Origin of the sequence: Microbacterium sp. NPDC089186 (genome assembly GCF_040685115.1) — a bacterium.
Classification (GTDB): domain Bacteria; phylum Actinomycetota; class Actinomycetes; order Actinomycetales; family Microbacteriaceae; genus Microbacterium; species Microbacterium galbum.
In genome coordinates, this window is record NZ_JBFBHJ010000004.1 from 64,220 (window position 1) to 78,206 (window position 13,987).

Here is a 13,987-nt window from a genome sequence, read left to right on the forward strand (position 1 = left end):
AGGATCAGCGCGCGAAGTACCCGCGGTAGTACTCGTACACCCAGCCGACGATCGCGACGACGAACACCGCGAAACCGACGGGGACGAGCCAGCTGCCCACGGCGAGGCCGATCACGGCGATCGCCGCAGAGGCCGCGAGGACGATGGGCCACCAGGACCACGGGCTGAACTCGCCCATCTCGGGGTCGCCGTCGTCGATGTCGGCCGTGAGGATGTCCTCCGGGAGGTCACCGCGCTGCGCCTTCATGACACGGCCGATGTAGAAGGCGATCATCGAAGACATGAGCCCGAGGAACGCCAGGGCGACCGTTCCCACCCACTCGACACCGCCGTGCTGAAGCAGGCTCCACACCGTGTAGACCGCCGCGATGACGAACGAGAACACCGCGATGATCCACCAGAGATTGACGTTGGTACGCATGTGTTACTTGACCTCTCCGGCAGCTGCGTCGACGACGGGCGTATCGGGAGCGTCCTTGACCGGACCGACACCGACCGGGATGCCGGCCTCGGGGTGGTTCAAGTCGAAGGCGGGACGCTCGCTGCGGATGCGCGGGATCGAGGTGAAGTTGTGTCGCGGCGGCGGGCACGACGTGGCCCACTCGAGCGATGCGCCGTAGCCCCAGGGGTCGTCGACGGTCACACGCGGCGCCTTGCGAGCCGTGATCCACACGTTGAGCAGGAACGGGATCATCGACGCGCCGAGGATCATCGATCCCACGGTCGACAGCTGGTTCTCCCACGTCCATCCGTCGGCCGCGGCATAGTCCGCGTAGCGACGAGCCATGCCGTCGACACCCAGCCAGTGCTGGATCAGGAAGGTCATGTGGAAGCCGACGAACAGCATCCAGAAGTGCACCATGCCGAGACGCTCGTTGAGCATCTTGCCGGTCCACTTGGGCCACCAGAAGTAGAAGCCGGCGAACATCGCGAACACGACCGTGCCGAAGACGACGTAGTGGAAGTGCGCGACCACGAAGTACGAGTCGGACAGGTGGAAGTCCAGCGGCGGCGAGGCGAGGATCACGCCGGTGAGACCGCCGAAGACGAACGACACCAGGAAGCCGAGAGCGAAGACCATCGGCGTTTCGAAGGTGACCGAGCCGCGCCACAGCGTTCCGATCCAGTTGAAGATCTTCACGCCCGTCGGCACCGCGATGAGCATCGTCATCAGGGCGAAGAATGGCAGCAGCACACCGCCGGTGACGTACATGTGGTGCGCCCACACGGCGACAGACAGAGCGGCGATCGCGATGGTCGCGTACACGAGCGTCTTGTAACCGAAGATCGGCTTGCGGCTGAAGACCGGGAAGATCTCCGAGACGATGCCGAAGAACGGCAGCGCGATGATGTACACCTCGGGGTGACCGAAGAACCAGAACAGGTGCTGCCAGAGCAGGACGCCGCCGTTCTCGGGGCTGTAGATGTGCGCACCGAGCACGCGGTCGGCAGCCGCCGCGAAGATGGCCGCCGCGAGGACGGGGAACGCCAGCAGGATCAGGATGCTCGTGATCAGCGTGTTCCACGAGAAGATCGGCATGCGCCACATGGTCATGCCCGGAGCACGCATCGTGAGCACGGTCGTGATGAAGTTGACCGCTCCGAGGATCGTGCCGAAACCGCTGATGCCGAGGCCGAGCATCCAGAGATTGCCGCCGACACCGGGCGAGAAGCTCGCATTCGCGAGGGGCTGATAGGCGAACCAACCGAAGCCGGCCGCACCCTGCGGGGTGAGGAAGCCGGACACCGCGATGGTGGAGCCGAAGAGGAAGAGCCAGAACGCAAAGGCGTTCAGACGCGGGAACGCCACGTCGGGGGCGCCGATCTGCAGCGGCAACAGCGCATTCGCGAAGCCCGCGAACAGCGGCGTCGCGAACATCAGCAGCATGATCGTGCCGTGCATGGTGAAGAGCTGGTTGTACTGCTCTTTGGTCGGGATGATCTGCATCCCGGGCTCGAACAGCTCGGCGCGGATGATGAGCGCCATCACTCCACCGAGCATGAAGAAGATCACCGAGGCGATCAGATACATGTACCCGATGGTCTTGTGGTCGGTGGAGGTGATCCACTTGACGACCAGGTTGCCCTTCTGCTCCACACGCGTGGTGCTGAGCAGTGCGGCTTGACGCGGCGGGAGAGTCGTCGGGCGCGAGGGCCCGGTCCCCTGGAGCGGAAGCGTCGTGGCCATGATCACTCGTTCCCTTCGACGCCGGTGGTCAGGTTCTGCAGACGCGACAGGTCGCTGATGTCGCCCACGTCGCCGGCGCGGCGCAGGGAGTCCAGGTAGTCGGTGTACTCGGCCTCGCTGACGACCTTGACGTTGAAGAGCATCGCGGAGTGGTACTCACCGCAGAGCTCCGCGCACTTGCCTTCGTAGGTGCCTTCACGGGTGGGCGTGAACGACCACTCGTTGTCGCGGCCGATGTACATGTCTTTCTTGTAGAGGAAGTCGATGATCCAGAACGAGTGGATGACGTCGCGCGAGCGGAGGTCGATCTTGACCGTCTTGTTCACCGGCAGGTAGAGCGTCGGCACGTCGTCGAGGTCGTAGCCGTCGGAGGTGGCCTTCGCCTGGACACCCATCGAGTACACGGCGTCGGAGTTGTCTTCCTTCTCGCCGTTGTACTGGAAGTCCCACGCCCACTGCTTGCCGTAGGCCGTGATCGACACGTCGGGGTCGTCGTACTGCGTCTCGAGCGTGTTCTGGTCGCGCGCCGTGAAGGCGAAGAAGCCGACGACCAGGATGAGCGGGACGATCGTGTAGAAGATCTCGATCGGCATGTTGTACCGCAGCTGGACGGGCAGTCCCGACTGACCGCGACGACGGCGGTAGGCGATGACCGACCACAGCATCAGACCCCAGGTGACGACACCCACGGCGAGGAGCACGATCCACGAGTTGACCCACAGGCCGGCGACCATGTCGGTGTGGTTCGTCGCGGCCGGGCCGTCATCGACGAAGCCGGGCAGGAATCCGTGCAGCTGAGACGTGGTGCAGCCCGAGAGGAGTGCGACCGACGCGATCCCGAGAGGGAGCGCGGCCCAGCGAAGGCGACGTTTGGAGGGCACAATGCACCTTTCCGGGTCGTGGATGAAGCTTTGACAGTCTACGGCAACCTCTCACCGTTCTCTGGCCATTCGTCCAGTGCCGAGACATCGGAAACCCCCGGGTTCCACGGTGCGATCCGTGGCCCCGGGGGTCCGTGACGCCGATGTCGGAGGACGTCGACCGAGCTCAGTGGAAGCTGTCGCCGCAGGCGCAGGAGCCCTGCGCGTTGGGGTTGTCGATCGTGAAGCCCTGCTCCGAGATCGTGTCCTTGAAGTCGATGTTCGCGCCGTCGAGGTACGGCACGCTCATGTCGTCGACGATGACTTCGACGCCGTCGAAATCGACGACCTTGTCACCGTCGAGGTAGCGCTCGTCGAAATACAGCTGGTAGATGAGGCCGGAGCAGCCGCCGGGCTGGACGGCGACGCGCAGGCGCAGGTCGTCGCGACCCTCCTGCGACAGCAGGCTCTTCACCTTGTCGGAGGCGGCCGCGGTCAGGCCGACGCCGTGCTCGCGGGTCTCGGCGGAGGACGACAGAGTGGTGTCGGTCATGGCGATGCCCTTCGGGTTGATCGGTCGCGGGGACGAGACGAGTCTACGCCCGTCCCGTCCACGCGGCCCCGATCAGACGGTCCGTTCGTTCAGGCGCGCCAGCAGCAGCGCTTCCGAGACCAGTGCGTTGCGGAACGTGTCGAGGTGCAGCGACTCGTTCGGGCTGTGCGCGCGCGCGTGCGGGTCCTCGACGCCCGTGACGAGGATCTGCGCCGCGGGGAACTCGCGGACGAGATCGGAGATGAAGGGGATGGACCCCCCGATCCCGACATCGACCGACTCGACGCCGTAGCCGTCGGCGAACGCGGCGCGCGCCTCCTCGACGGCCCATCCCCCGGTGTCCACGAGGAAGGAGTCGCCGCAGTCGACGTCGCTGAACTCGAGCTGCGCGCCGAACGGCGCGTGAGCGCGGAGGTGCGCCTGGACCGCGGCGAAGGCCTTCTCGGCATCCTGACCGGGGGCGACCCGCGCGCTGATGACCACACTCGTCTGCGGCGCGAGGGTGTTCGAGGCCGCCTCGACGGGGGTCGCGTCCCACCCGGTGATCGTGATCGACGGCTTGTTCCAGATGCGGCTCAGGATCGAGTCGCGTCCGATGGGGCTGACGCCCTCCAGCAGGCCGGACTCGGCGCGCAGGGTGGCCTCGTCGTAGTCGGGTGTCGGGACGTCACGCGTCGCGAGGCCCTCGACGGCGACGGCGCCGTCGTCGTCCCACAGGGTGGCGAGCAGCTTCACGGTGGCGAGCATGGCGTCGGGGACCGCGCCGCCCATCATCCCGGAGTGGGAGGCGTGGGCGAGGGTGCGCACGGTCAGGGTGAAACGCGCGTTGCCGCGCAGCGACACCGTCAGGCCGGGCGTGCGCTCGTCCCAGTTCCCCGAGTCCGCGACCACGATGACGTCGGAGCGCAGGGTCTCGGCGTTGTCGGCGAGGAACTGGCCGAATGAGCGCGACCCGTACTCCTCTTCCCCCTCGATGAACACGGCGAGGCCGAGGTCGAGGTCGTCGCCGAGCACGTCGGAGACGGCGCGGATCGCGCCGACGTGCGCCATGATGCCGGCCTTGTCGTCGGCGGCTCCGCGTCCGTACAGGCGCCCGTCGCGCAACGTCGGCTCGAAGGGCGGCGAGTCCCACAGCGCCTCGTCGCCGGGAGGCTGTACATCGTGGTGGGCGTAGAGCAGAACCGTCGGTCGGCCATTGCGGGCGGCGCGTGAGGCGAGCACGGCCGGCTGCCCCACTTCATCGGTACCGGGGATCGCGGCGCGGGTGACCGCAACCGAATCGAAGACTCCGGTGCCCTCGAGGAGGGCGGCGACCGCCTCGGCGCTCTTCACCAGAGCGCTCTGATCGAAGGCCGGCCAGGCGATCGACGGGATGCGGACGAGGGAGCCGAGATCGGCCAGGGCGGAGGGGATTCCGGCATCGGCTGCTTTTTGCACAGCCTCCTGCCGGGACAGGTCGAGGGTCATGCGGGTAATCTTAAGTCTCCCGACCAGCGAATCACCGAGGTTTCCCGTGGCCAAGTCCCCCGCCCCCGCCCCCAACGACACCCCCGTCGACTCGACGGCGCTCGGATCGGGCAAGGGCCGCGCGACACCCTCGCGCGCCGAGCAGGAGGCCGCGCGCAAGCGCCCCCTGGTCCCCGACACCAAAGAGGCGAAGGCCCGCGCTCGCGCAGAATTGGCTGCGCAGCGCGAGAAGGCCCGCATCGGCATGGCGGCGGGCGAGGAGCGCTACCTGCCGGTCCGCGACCGCGGACCACAGCGCCGGTTCGCACGAGACTTCGTGGATGCCGGCTGGCACCTCGGCGAGGGCGTCATGCCGTTCATGGTGCTCGTGATCGTCGCGACGCTGATCCCCGTGCAGTTCTTCCAGTACTGGTCGTTCGTCGCGCTGTGGATCTTCATCCTCTTCGTCATCGGCGACATGATCATCACCTCGGTCCGCGTCAAGCGCGCCGCGAAGGAGAAGTTCGGCGAGAGCCGCCTCGAGAAGGGCCTCGGGTGGTACGCGGCGATGCGCACCGTGCAGATGCGCTTCATGCGCCTGCCGAAGGCTCAGGTCAAGCGGGGCCAGTACCCCGCCTGATCCCCCGTTTCACGAAGCGGCGCGCCGGAAGGCGCGCCGCTTCGTCGTTGGTCGCGGAATCACAGGTCATGCGCGGAAGGCGCACCCTCCCGCCGTCGAGTGTCCACGACACGCCGCCGGACGGGCGAGCATGCGGCGTGTCCTGGACACTCGGCGGGCTGCGAAAGCGGGCGGAGGCGGCAGGCAGGTGGGCGCATGGCCGCCCCGGCGCGGCGTTGCGCCGTGCCGCGCGTTCAGGACGGCATGCCGCGCCACGCGCGTGTTCGCACGCGGCCGTCGGTCCGGGAGCGCGGGGCGATCCGGTCAGGGGCATAGAGGACGCGGCATCCGGTGAGGATCAGCGGGCGCGGGCGAGACCGCGATTGATCTGACGCGCCCAGAGGGGACCGCGGTAGAGGAACGCCGTGTACCCCTGCACGAGCGTGGCCCCCGCGGCGAGGCGCTCGCGCACATCGTCGGCGGTGTCCACTCCCCCGGCCGAGATCACGACGAAGTCCGCAGGGACCGCCTCGCGCACCAGGCGGAGCACCTCGAGTGCGCGGCGCTTCAGGGGCGCGCCGGAGAGCCCACCCGCGCCCGCAGCCTCGACCTTCGCGGCATCCGTCGTCAGTCCGGACCGCGCGATGGTGGTGTTGGTGGCGATGAGCCCCGCCAGTCCGGCATCGACGGCGAGACGGGCGATGTCGCTCACCTCGTCGTCGTCGAGGTCGGGGGCGATCTTGACGAGGAGCGGCGTGCCCCCCGCCGCCTCGCGCACGGCGGTCAGCAGCGGGCGGAGGGTCTCGACGGCTTGCAGCCCGCGGAGTCCGGGCGTGTTCGGCGACGAGACGTTGACGACGAGGTAATCGGCCAGCGGCGCGAGCAGACGGGCGCTGCGCACGTAATCGGTCGTGGCGTCCTCCACGGCCACGACGCGGCTCTTGCCGATGTTCACGCCGACGACCGGACGGCGACGGGACCGGCGGAGCCGACGCAGACGTGCGGCCGCAGCGGCGGCGCCGTCGTTGTTGAACCCCATCCGGTTGATGACGGCGCGGTCCGCGACGAGACGGAACAGACGCGGCTTGGGGTTGCCCGGCTGCGGGAGCGCGGTGACCGTGCCGACCTCGACGTGGCCGAAGCCGAGCGCGCCGAGTCCGCGGCCCATCGTGACGTTCTTGTCGAAGCCCGCGGCCACGCCGAACGGCGAATCGAACGTCAGCCCCAGGGCCTGCACCCGCTGCTCGGGACTGGGCGCGGTGGCACGACGGACGACGGATGCCACGGGCTCCACCCCGGCGACGCGGATGACGAGCGCACCGAGATGGTGGGCGAACTCGGGATCGAGACGCGAGAGGACCGTACGGAAGAGAAGGGGATACATCCCCGCCAGGCTACTGGACGACGTCGCGATCGTCGTTCGCGGGTCGGCCCGCGTGATCGGCGCGCAGCTGGGCGATCGCCGCGTCGAAATCGTCGAGCGAGTCGAAGGCCTGGTACACGCTCGCGAAGCGCAGATAGGCCACTTCGTCGAGCTCGCGCAGCGGCCCGAGGATCGACAGACCGATCTCGTTCGCCTCGATCTGCGACGACCCCGTCTGACGGATCGCCTCCTCCACCTGCTGCGCCAGCACAGCGAGATCGGCGTCGGTCACGGGGCGCCCCTGGCAGGCTTTGCGCACGCCGGACATGACCTTCTCGCGGCTGAAGGGCTCGACCACTCCCGACCGCTTGATGACGTTCAGGCTCGCCGTCTCCACCGTCGAGAACCGGCCCCCGCATTTCGGGCACTGACGCCGACGGCGGATGCTCAGTCCGTCGTCGCTCGTGCGCGAGTCGATGACGCGGGAGTCGGGGTTGCGGCAGAAGGGGCAGTGCATGGGGTCTCCCTCAGTCGTCGAACCGCGCGGTCACGGCCTCGCCGTGAGCGGGGAGCGCCTCGGCGTCGGCGAGGGTCACGATGGCATCCCGGACGAGCGAGAGCGCCGCACGGTCGTACTCGATCACCTGCTGCGGGCGGAGGAACGTCGCCGCGGAGAGGCCCGCGCTGTATCGCGCCTGTCCCCCCGTCGGCAGCACGTGATTGCTGCCGGCGAGGTAGTCGCCCAGGCTCACCGGCGTGTAGGGACCGACGAAGACGGCTCCCGCGTTGACGAAGTCCTCGGGCCGCGGATCAGCAAGGTGCAGCTCGAGGTGCTCGGGCGCGTAGGCGTTGCTGAAGGCGGTGGCCTGCGCGATGTCGTCGACGAGCACGACGGCCGACTGCGGCCCGTGGAACGCCGCCGTGACGCGCTCGGTGTGGCGCGTCGAGGCGACGCGGGCGGGCAGAGCGGCGCGCACCGCTTCGGCCAGCTCGGGCGAGTCGGTCACGAGCACGGCCGACGCCTGTTCGTCGTGCTCCGCCTGGCTGACGAGGTCGGCCGCGACGAGGGCCGGAATGGCCGTCTCGTCGGCGACGACGAGGATCTCGGTGGCACCCGCCTCGGAATCTGTGCCCACCCGGCCCGCGACGGCGCGCTTGGCCGAGGCGACGAAGTTGTTCCCCGGACCGGTCACGACGTCGACCGGGTCGAGGCCGATCTCGGCGACGCCGTGGGCGAACGCCCCGATGGCTCCCGCGCCGCCCATCGCGTAGACCTCGGTCACTCCGAGCAGACGGGCCGCGGCGAGGATGACGGGGTGAACGCGTCCGCCGAATTCGGCCTGCGGCGGGGAGGCGAGGGCGACCTCGCGCACGCCGGCGACCTGGGCCGGAACGGCATTCATGACGACGCTCGAGGGGTAGACCGCCTTGCCGCCCGGCACGTAGAGGCCCACGCGGCGCACCGGCTGCCAGCGCTGCGTGACACGGGCGCCGTCGCCGAGCTCGGTCACGACCGGCGCCGGGACCTGGGCGGCGGATGCCGTGCGCACGCGCGCGATCGCCTCGTCGAGGGCGGCGCGGATCTGCGGGTCGAGGTCGCGCAGGGCCTCGTCGAGGTGCGCCATGGGCACGCGGATCGCGTGGTCGCTGACACGGTCGAAGCGCGCGGCCTGCTCACGGAGAGCCTCCTCGCCCCGATGGGCCACGTCGGCGACCAGACGGGCGGCGGTGGCCAGGGCCTCGTCGCGCGCGGCGTCGGCGCGCGGGACGACGGCGAGGAGCTCGGCCGGCGAGAGGACGCGGCCGCGGAGATCGATCGTGCGGAGCATGGGCTCAAGGCTACCGGCCGACCCGGAGCCCTTTCGCGCAGTCCCCAGGGCTCGCAGCGCGCGCTCAGGCAGCCGGCCGGTGGGCCGGAAGAGGGATCCGATCCGCGAGCCGGGTCGCGGACACAGGAGAGGGCGAGGGCCCGGCGACCCCCACCCTCTCGCGACGTCAGCCTCGGGTCACGCCCGACACGTCGTGCAGATAGCCGATCCGGCCGTCATCGTGACGGACGACGAACGTCTCGCCGCGATCCTCGATCACGAGCGCCCACGCCGTCGGCCCGATCCGGAAGATCGGCGTGCCGTAGTCGTCGACGATCTCCCGCTCCTCGGGTGCCAGTGCCCAGAAGGCGTGCGCATGGCGGTGATCGTCGCCCTCGGACCCGTGTCCGGCATCGACGGGCGGCTCGTGGACGGCCTCGCGTCCCGTCTCGTGCGCGGGCACGGCCCCGGTGTCGGCGTGCAACGGCGCGAAGATGTCGGTCGCCGTGTCGTCGCCGCGCGTGGCGGGGAGCACGGAGGTCGCCGGCGCCGCATCGTGGTGCGGCAGGTCGGTGGACCCGGTGTAGCTGCCGGGAGTGGGCGCGTCGGCCTCGGCCTCGGCGGCGGCGGGTGCGGAGACGGGGCGCGGGGCCCGCGGCGCGCGCGGACGGGCGACGACCGGTCGGATGGGACGGGCGTTGCGGTGTGCGGCGATCTCTTCACGGCCGCGGAAATCCGCCGAGAACGGCGGGATCACCGGGGCGAAGACGGTGAGGACGACCCCGGCCAGGAGCACGATGGCCTCCACCCAGATCACCCAGGACCGCGTCCAGATCCCGGTCTGGTCGAAGACCGCCACGGTGTCCCATACCCACGAGACCCACACGAGGGCCGAAACCGTGAAAGCCACCGAGGCGAATTGGTCGATGCCGAGCGAGCCGACCCGACGGATGCCCTGCGGAGAAAGTCGACGCAGCACGATCAGGCCGACCGCGACGGTGGGGAGGGCCACCGCGGGAATCCACCACAGCCCGGACAACCACACGTTGCCGCCCCCGATGAGGACGCCCGACGGCGAATCCAGGATGTTCGTGCGGAAGAACGAGACGAAGAAGGCCACCACCCAGACGCCCAGCAGGGCGACTTCGCGCACGGAGAACGGCCCGACGCCGTACGACGCGGACTCGGCGCGAGCGGGTGCGACCTGATCGGTGTCCGGACGGACCGGCGCGGAGGAGTGCTCGGGTGCCGACGGGGCGACCGGCGGGTGCTCGGCGGACGAGTCGCGTGCGGAGGTCGTTTCTGCGCCGATCGAGGCGGGAGTCCCGGCCTCGTCGGACGCCGATGACGCGACGGATGCGGTCGTCGGGTCGACGTGATCGCGGTCGGGGTCGGGCTGGGAGGTGTCGTGGGGATACTGATCGTTCACGGGGGTCCTTTCACCCAGGGCGCCGCAGCGCCCGGACATCGTAACCGGCGGGTCTTCAGCGTCTGCTGGGGTTGCGACGCTCCGGTATCTCGACCGGTCGGCGGGGCGTCAGCCGAGGCAATTGGGCCCCAGGAGACCCTTGAGCTCGCCGAACAGGTCGGCGGTCACGCGAACCGGCATCGGCACTTCGAACACTTTCGCCGTGCCCCCCTTGTGCAGCTTCAGGAGCACCTCGGTCGAGCCGGAGTGGCGTCGGAGCATCTGCGCCAACTCACCCACCAGCGCCTCGTTGGCGCGCTGTTCGGGTACGACCAGCGTGAGCCCGCCCGACTCGTCGAGTCCCTCGAGATCGGGGGTGAAGGCGCTCTGGGCATGCAGGTTCAGGCCGTCGTCGCGTCGAGAGACGCGCCCGCGCACGACCAGGATCGAGTCGGCTTGGAGCACGGGGGCGAACTCGGCGTACGTCTTGCCCATGAACATCACGGTCACCTCGCCGTTGAAATCCTCGACGGTGACCATGCCGTAAGGGTTTCCGCTCTGTTTCGCGACGCGGTGCTGGACGCTGGTGAGAAGACCCGCCACCGTGACCTGATCGCCGTCCTGCACGTCTTCGGACGCGAGGAGGTCGTGGATCGATGTCGAGGCGTGCTTCGCGAGGGGCACCTCGAGGCCGGCAAGCGGGTGGTCGGAGACGTACAGACCGAGCATCTCGCGCTCGAAGGCGAGCTTGTCCTTCTTCGTCCACTCGGGCCTCTCGGGCACCTTGACGACCTGCTGGGGTTCGTCCCACAGCGAGTCGAAGTCGAAACCGACCTCGCCGTTGGCCTCCCGGCGCTTGTCGAGCACGGCGCCCTCGCAGGCGTCCTCGTGCACCTCGACCAGAGCGCGGCGCGTGGATCCGAGGGAGTCGAACGCGCCCGCTTTGATGAGCGACTCCACGGTGCGCTTGTTGGCGACGTGCATCGGGACCTTCGACAGGAAGTCGTGGAACGACGTGTACTTGGCATCCTGACGGGCGGCGACGATGCCGTCGACCACGTTGGTGCCGACGTTGCGCACCGCGCCGAGACCGAAGCGGATGTCCTCCCCGACGGCGGCGAAGAAGCGGATCGACTCGTTGACATCGGGCGGCAGGACCTTGATGCCCATGCGGCGGCACTCGTTGAGGTACACCGCCATCTTGTCCTTCGAGTCGCCGACGCTCGTCAACAGGGCGGCCATGTACTCGGCGGGATAGTGCGCCTTGAGGTAGGCCGTCCAGTACGACACGAGACCGTACGCCGCGGTGTGCGCCTTGTTGAAGGCGTAGTCGGCGAACGATTCGAGCACCTTCCACAGCGTCTGCTGCGCGACCTCGCCGAACCCGCGCTCGGTCATGCCGCCGAAGAAGATCTCTTTCTGCTTGTCGAGCTCGCTCTTCTTCTTCTTGCCCATCGCGCGGCGCAGCAGGTCGGCCTGACCGAGCGTGTACCCGGCGACGCGCTGGGCGACGGCCATCACCTGCTCCTGATAGACGATCAGACCGTAGGTGGTATCGAGGATGTCGGCGAGGGGCTCTTCGAGCTCGGGGTGGATCGGCTCGATCTCCTGCTGCTTGTTCTTGCGCAGCGCGTAGTTGATGTGCGAGTTCACGCCCATCGGACCCGGGCGGTACAGGGCCAGCACGGCCGAGATGTCCTCGAAGTTGTCGGGCCGCATCAGACGCAGCAGCGAACGCATGGGCCCGCCGTCGAGCTGGAACACGCCCAGCGTGTCGCCCCGTGCGAGCAGTTCGTAGGATGCCGCATCGTCAAGATCGAGGTCTTCGAGCACGAGAGGATGCCCGCGGTTGGCTTCGATGTTGTCGAGGGCGTCGTTGATGATCGTGAGGTTGCGAAGTCCCAGGAAGTCCATCTTGATGAGGCCGAGCGACTCGCACGCCGGGTAATCGAATTGCGTGACGATCTGGCCGTCCTGCTCGCGGCGCATAATCGGGATGATGTCGATGAGCGGCTCGCTCGACATGATCACACCGGCTGCGTGCACGCCCCACTGGCGCTTCAGGTTCTCGAGTCCGAGCGCGGTGTCGAATACCGTCTTGGCCTCGGGATCCGTCTCGATGAGCGTGCGGAACTCGCTCGCCTCTTTGTAGCGCGGGTGCTCGGGATTGAACATGCCGTCGAGCGGCATGTCTTTACCCATGACGGCCGGCGGCATGGCCTTGGTCAGCTTGTCGCCCATGCTGAACGGGAATCCGAGCACGCGCCCGGCGTCTTTCAGGGCCTGCTTCGCCTTGATCGTCCCGTAGGTCACGATCTGCGCGACGCGCTCATCGCCGTACTTCTCGGTGACGTATTGGATGACCTCGCCGCGGCGGCGGTCGTCGAAGTCGACGTCGAAGTCGGGCATCGAGACGCGGTCGGGGTTGAGGAAGCGCTCGAAGATGAGACCGTGCTGGAGCGGGTCGAGGTCGGTGATCTTCATCGCGTAGGCCACCATCGAGCCGGCGCCCGAACCGCGGCCGGGTCCGACGCGGATGCCGTTGTTCTTGGCCCAGTTGATGAAGTCGGCGACCACGAGGAAGTAGCCCGGGAACCCCATCTGCAGGATGACGTCGGTCTCGTACTCGGCCTGCTTGCGCACCGCATCCGGGATGCCACCGGGGTAGCGATCGTGGAGGCCGTTCTCGACCTCCTTGATCATCCAGCTGCCCTCGGTCTCCCCGGCCGGCACCGGGAAACGCGGCATGTAGTTGGCGGAGGTGTCGAACTCGACCTCGCACCGTTCGGCGATGAGGAGCGTGTTGTCGCACGCCTCGGGGTTGTCGCGGAAGGCCTGGCGCATCTCGGCGGCGGACTTGACGTAGTAGCCGTCGCCGTCGAACTTGAAGCGCTTGGGGTCGTCGAGCGTCGATCCCGACTGCACGCAGAGCAGGGCGGCGTGGCTCGTCGCATCGTGCTGGTGCGTGTAGTGGAGGTCGTTCGTCCCGACGAGCGGGATGTCGAGCTCCTTGGAGATCTTGAGCAGATCGGACATGACACGGCGCTCGATCGAGAGACCGTGGTCCATGATCTCGGCGAAGTAGTTGTCTTTGCCGAAGATGTCTTGGAATTCCGCCGCGGCGGCCTTCGCCGCGTCGTACTGACCGAGCCGGAGGCGCGTCTGCACCTCACCCGAGGGGCAGCCGGTCGTGGCGATGAGGCCCTTGCTGTAGGTCTGCAGCAGCTCGCGGTCCATGCGGGGCTTGAAGTAATAGCCCTCCATGCTCGCCCGCGACGACAGCCGGAACAGATTGTGCATGCCCTCGGTGGTCTCGGACAGGAGTGTCATGTGCGTGTACGCGCCCGAGCCCGAGACGTCGTCGCTCTGCTGCTCGGGGGTGCCCCACCGCACACGGGACTTGTCGGAACGGTGGGTTCCGGGCGTGACGTACGCCTCAATGCCGATGATCGGCTTGATGCCGGCGTCTTTCGCGGTCTTGTAAAACTCGTAGGCAGCGAACGTGTTGCCGTGATCGGTGACCGCGATGGCCGGCATGCCCTGCTTGACGGCTTCTTGGACCATCGGGCCGATGCGCGCTGCGCCGTCGAGCATCGAGTACTCGCTGTGCACGTGAAGGTGAGCGAAGGAGTCAGCTGCCACGCGTCGAGTCTACGTTCGGCCTCCGACATCGGCCCGGGATGTTCGGGGCGGACGCCCAGTCGACGGAGCCCTCCCGGGCGCGTCGCCGGCCGCGTGCGAG

The 13,987-nt window shown here is 68.4% G+C and carries 11 protein-coding genes; 1 reads left to right on the forward strand and 10 read right to left on the reverse strand.

Going from position 1 to position 13,987, the window contains the following annotated elements:
• Positions 1-4: 4 nt before the first annotated feature.
• The 5 genes from AB0N82_RS14150 to AB0N82_RS14170 all read right to left on the reverse strand — a co-directional run bounded on the left by AB0N82_RS14150 (position 5) and on the right by AB0N82_RS14170 (position 5,068).
• Positions 5-421, reverse strand: a complete 417-nt coding sequence (locus tag AB0N82_RS14150; RefSeq protein WP_315992965.1) for a cytochrome c oxidase subunit 4 — start codon at positions 419-421, stop codon at positions 5-7.
• A 3-nt stretch (positions 422-424) separates the two neighbouring features.
• A complete protein-coding gene (gene ctaD / locus AB0N82_RS14155) occupies positions 425-2,188 on the reverse strand; it encodes a cytochrome c oxidase subunit I (RefSeq protein WP_315992966.1) in 1,764 nt (587 codons plus the stop codon).
• A 2-nt stretch (positions 2,189-2,190) separates the two neighbouring features.
• Complete coding sequence (gene coxB / locus AB0N82_RS14160) at positions 2,191-3,069, reverse strand: cytochrome c oxidase subunit II (protein ID WP_315992967.1); 879 nt, start codon at positions 3,067-3,069, stop codon at positions 2,191-2,193.
• A 166-nt stretch (positions 3,070-3,235) separates the two neighbouring features.
• Positions 3,236-3,601: an iron-sulfur cluster insertion protein ErpA gene (gene erpA / locus AB0N82_RS14165; RefSeq protein ID WP_056227791.1), complete on the reverse strand. Its 366-nt coding sequence runs from the start codon at positions 3,599-3,601 to the stop codon at positions 3,236-3,238.
• Positions 3,602-3,673: 72 nt separating this feature from the next.
• Positions 3,674-5,068, reverse strand: coding sequence for a dipeptidase (locus tag AB0N82_RS14170; protein WP_315992968.1), 1,395 nt, complete (start codon positions 5,066-5,068; stop codon positions 3,674-3,676).
• 46 nt (positions 5,069-5,114) lie between these two features.
• Here AB0N82_RS14170 and AB0N82_RS14175 point away from each other — a divergent pair, with 46 nt between their 5' ends.
• Positions 5,115-5,687 (forward strand): DUF3043 domain-containing protein, encoded by a 573-nt coding sequence (locus AB0N82_RS14175; RefSeq protein ID WP_315992969.1) that lies wholly within the window; start codon positions 5,115-5,117, stop codon positions 5,685-5,687.
• 337 nt (positions 5,688-6,024) lie between these two features.
• On the opposite strand, the gene AB0N82_RS14180 is transcribed toward AB0N82_RS14175, so the two are convergent.
• The 5 genes from AB0N82_RS14180 to dnaE form a co-directional block, all read right to left on the reverse strand.
• Positions 6,025-7,050 (reverse strand): quinone-dependent dihydroorotate dehydrogenase, encoded by a 1,026-nt coding sequence (locus AB0N82_RS14180; RefSeq protein ID WP_363392399.1) that lies wholly within the window; start codon positions 7,048-7,050, stop codon positions 6,025-6,027.
• A 10-nt stretch (positions 7,051-7,060) separates the two neighbouring features.
• Positions 7,061-7,546 (reverse strand): transcriptional regulator NrdR, encoded by a 486-nt coding sequence (nrdR, locus tag AB0N82_RS14185; RefSeq protein WP_076674915.1) that lies wholly within the window; start codon positions 7,544-7,546, stop codon positions 7,061-7,063.
• A gap of 10 nt (positions 7,547-7,556) precedes the next feature.
• Complete coding sequence (gene hisD, locus AB0N82_RS14190) at positions 7,557-8,858, reverse strand: histidinol dehydrogenase (protein WP_363392402.1); 1,302 nt, start codon at positions 8,856-8,858, stop codon at positions 7,557-7,559.
• A 166-nt stretch (positions 8,859-9,024) separates the two neighbouring features.
• Positions 9,025-10,266: a hypothetical protein gene (locus AB0N82_RS14195; RefSeq protein ID WP_315992972.1), complete on the reverse strand. Its 1,242-nt coding sequence runs from the start codon at positions 10,264-10,266 to the stop codon at positions 9,025-9,027.
• Between the two features lie 108 nt (positions 10,267-10,374).
• A complete protein-coding gene (gene dnaE / locus AB0N82_RS14200; protein ID WP_363392404.1) occupies positions 10,375-13,887 on the reverse strand; it encodes a DNA polymerase III subunit alpha in 3,513 nt (1,170 codons plus the stop codon).
• Positions 13,888-13,987: the final 100 nt, after the last annotated feature.

What these genes read in the sequence shown, in the direction of transcription:
- AB0N82_RS14180 (WP_363392399.1), bottom strand. Translation starts at nt 7,050, where the DNA reads ATGTATCCCCTTCTCTTCCGTACGGTCCTCTCGCGTCTCGATCCCGAG.
- ctaD (WP_315992966.1), bottom strand. Translation starts at nt 2,188, where the DNA reads ATGGCCACGACGCTTCCGCTCCAGGGGACCGGGCCCTCGCGCCCGACG.
- nrdR (WP_076674915.1), bottom strand. Translation starts at nt 7,546, where the DNA reads ATGCACTGCCCCTTCTGCCGCAACCCCGACTCCCGCGTCATCGACTCG.
- hisD (WP_363392402.1), bottom strand. Translation starts at nt 8,858, where the DNA reads ATGCTCCGCACGATCGATCTCCGCGGCCGCGTCCTCTCGCCGGCCGAG.
- AB0N82_RS14170 (WP_315992968.1), bottom strand. Translation starts at nt 5,068, where the DNA reads ATGACCCTCGACCTGTCCCGGCAGGAGGCTGTGCAAAAAGCAGCCGAT.
- AB0N82_RS14150 (WP_315992965.1), bottom strand. Translation starts at nt 421, where the DNA reads ATGCGTACCAACGTCAATCTCTGGTGGATCATCGCGGTGTTCTCGTTC.
- erpA (WP_056227791.1), bottom strand. Translation starts at nt 3,601, where the DNA reads ATGACCGACACCACTCTGTCGTCCTCCGCCGAGACCCGCGAGCACGGC.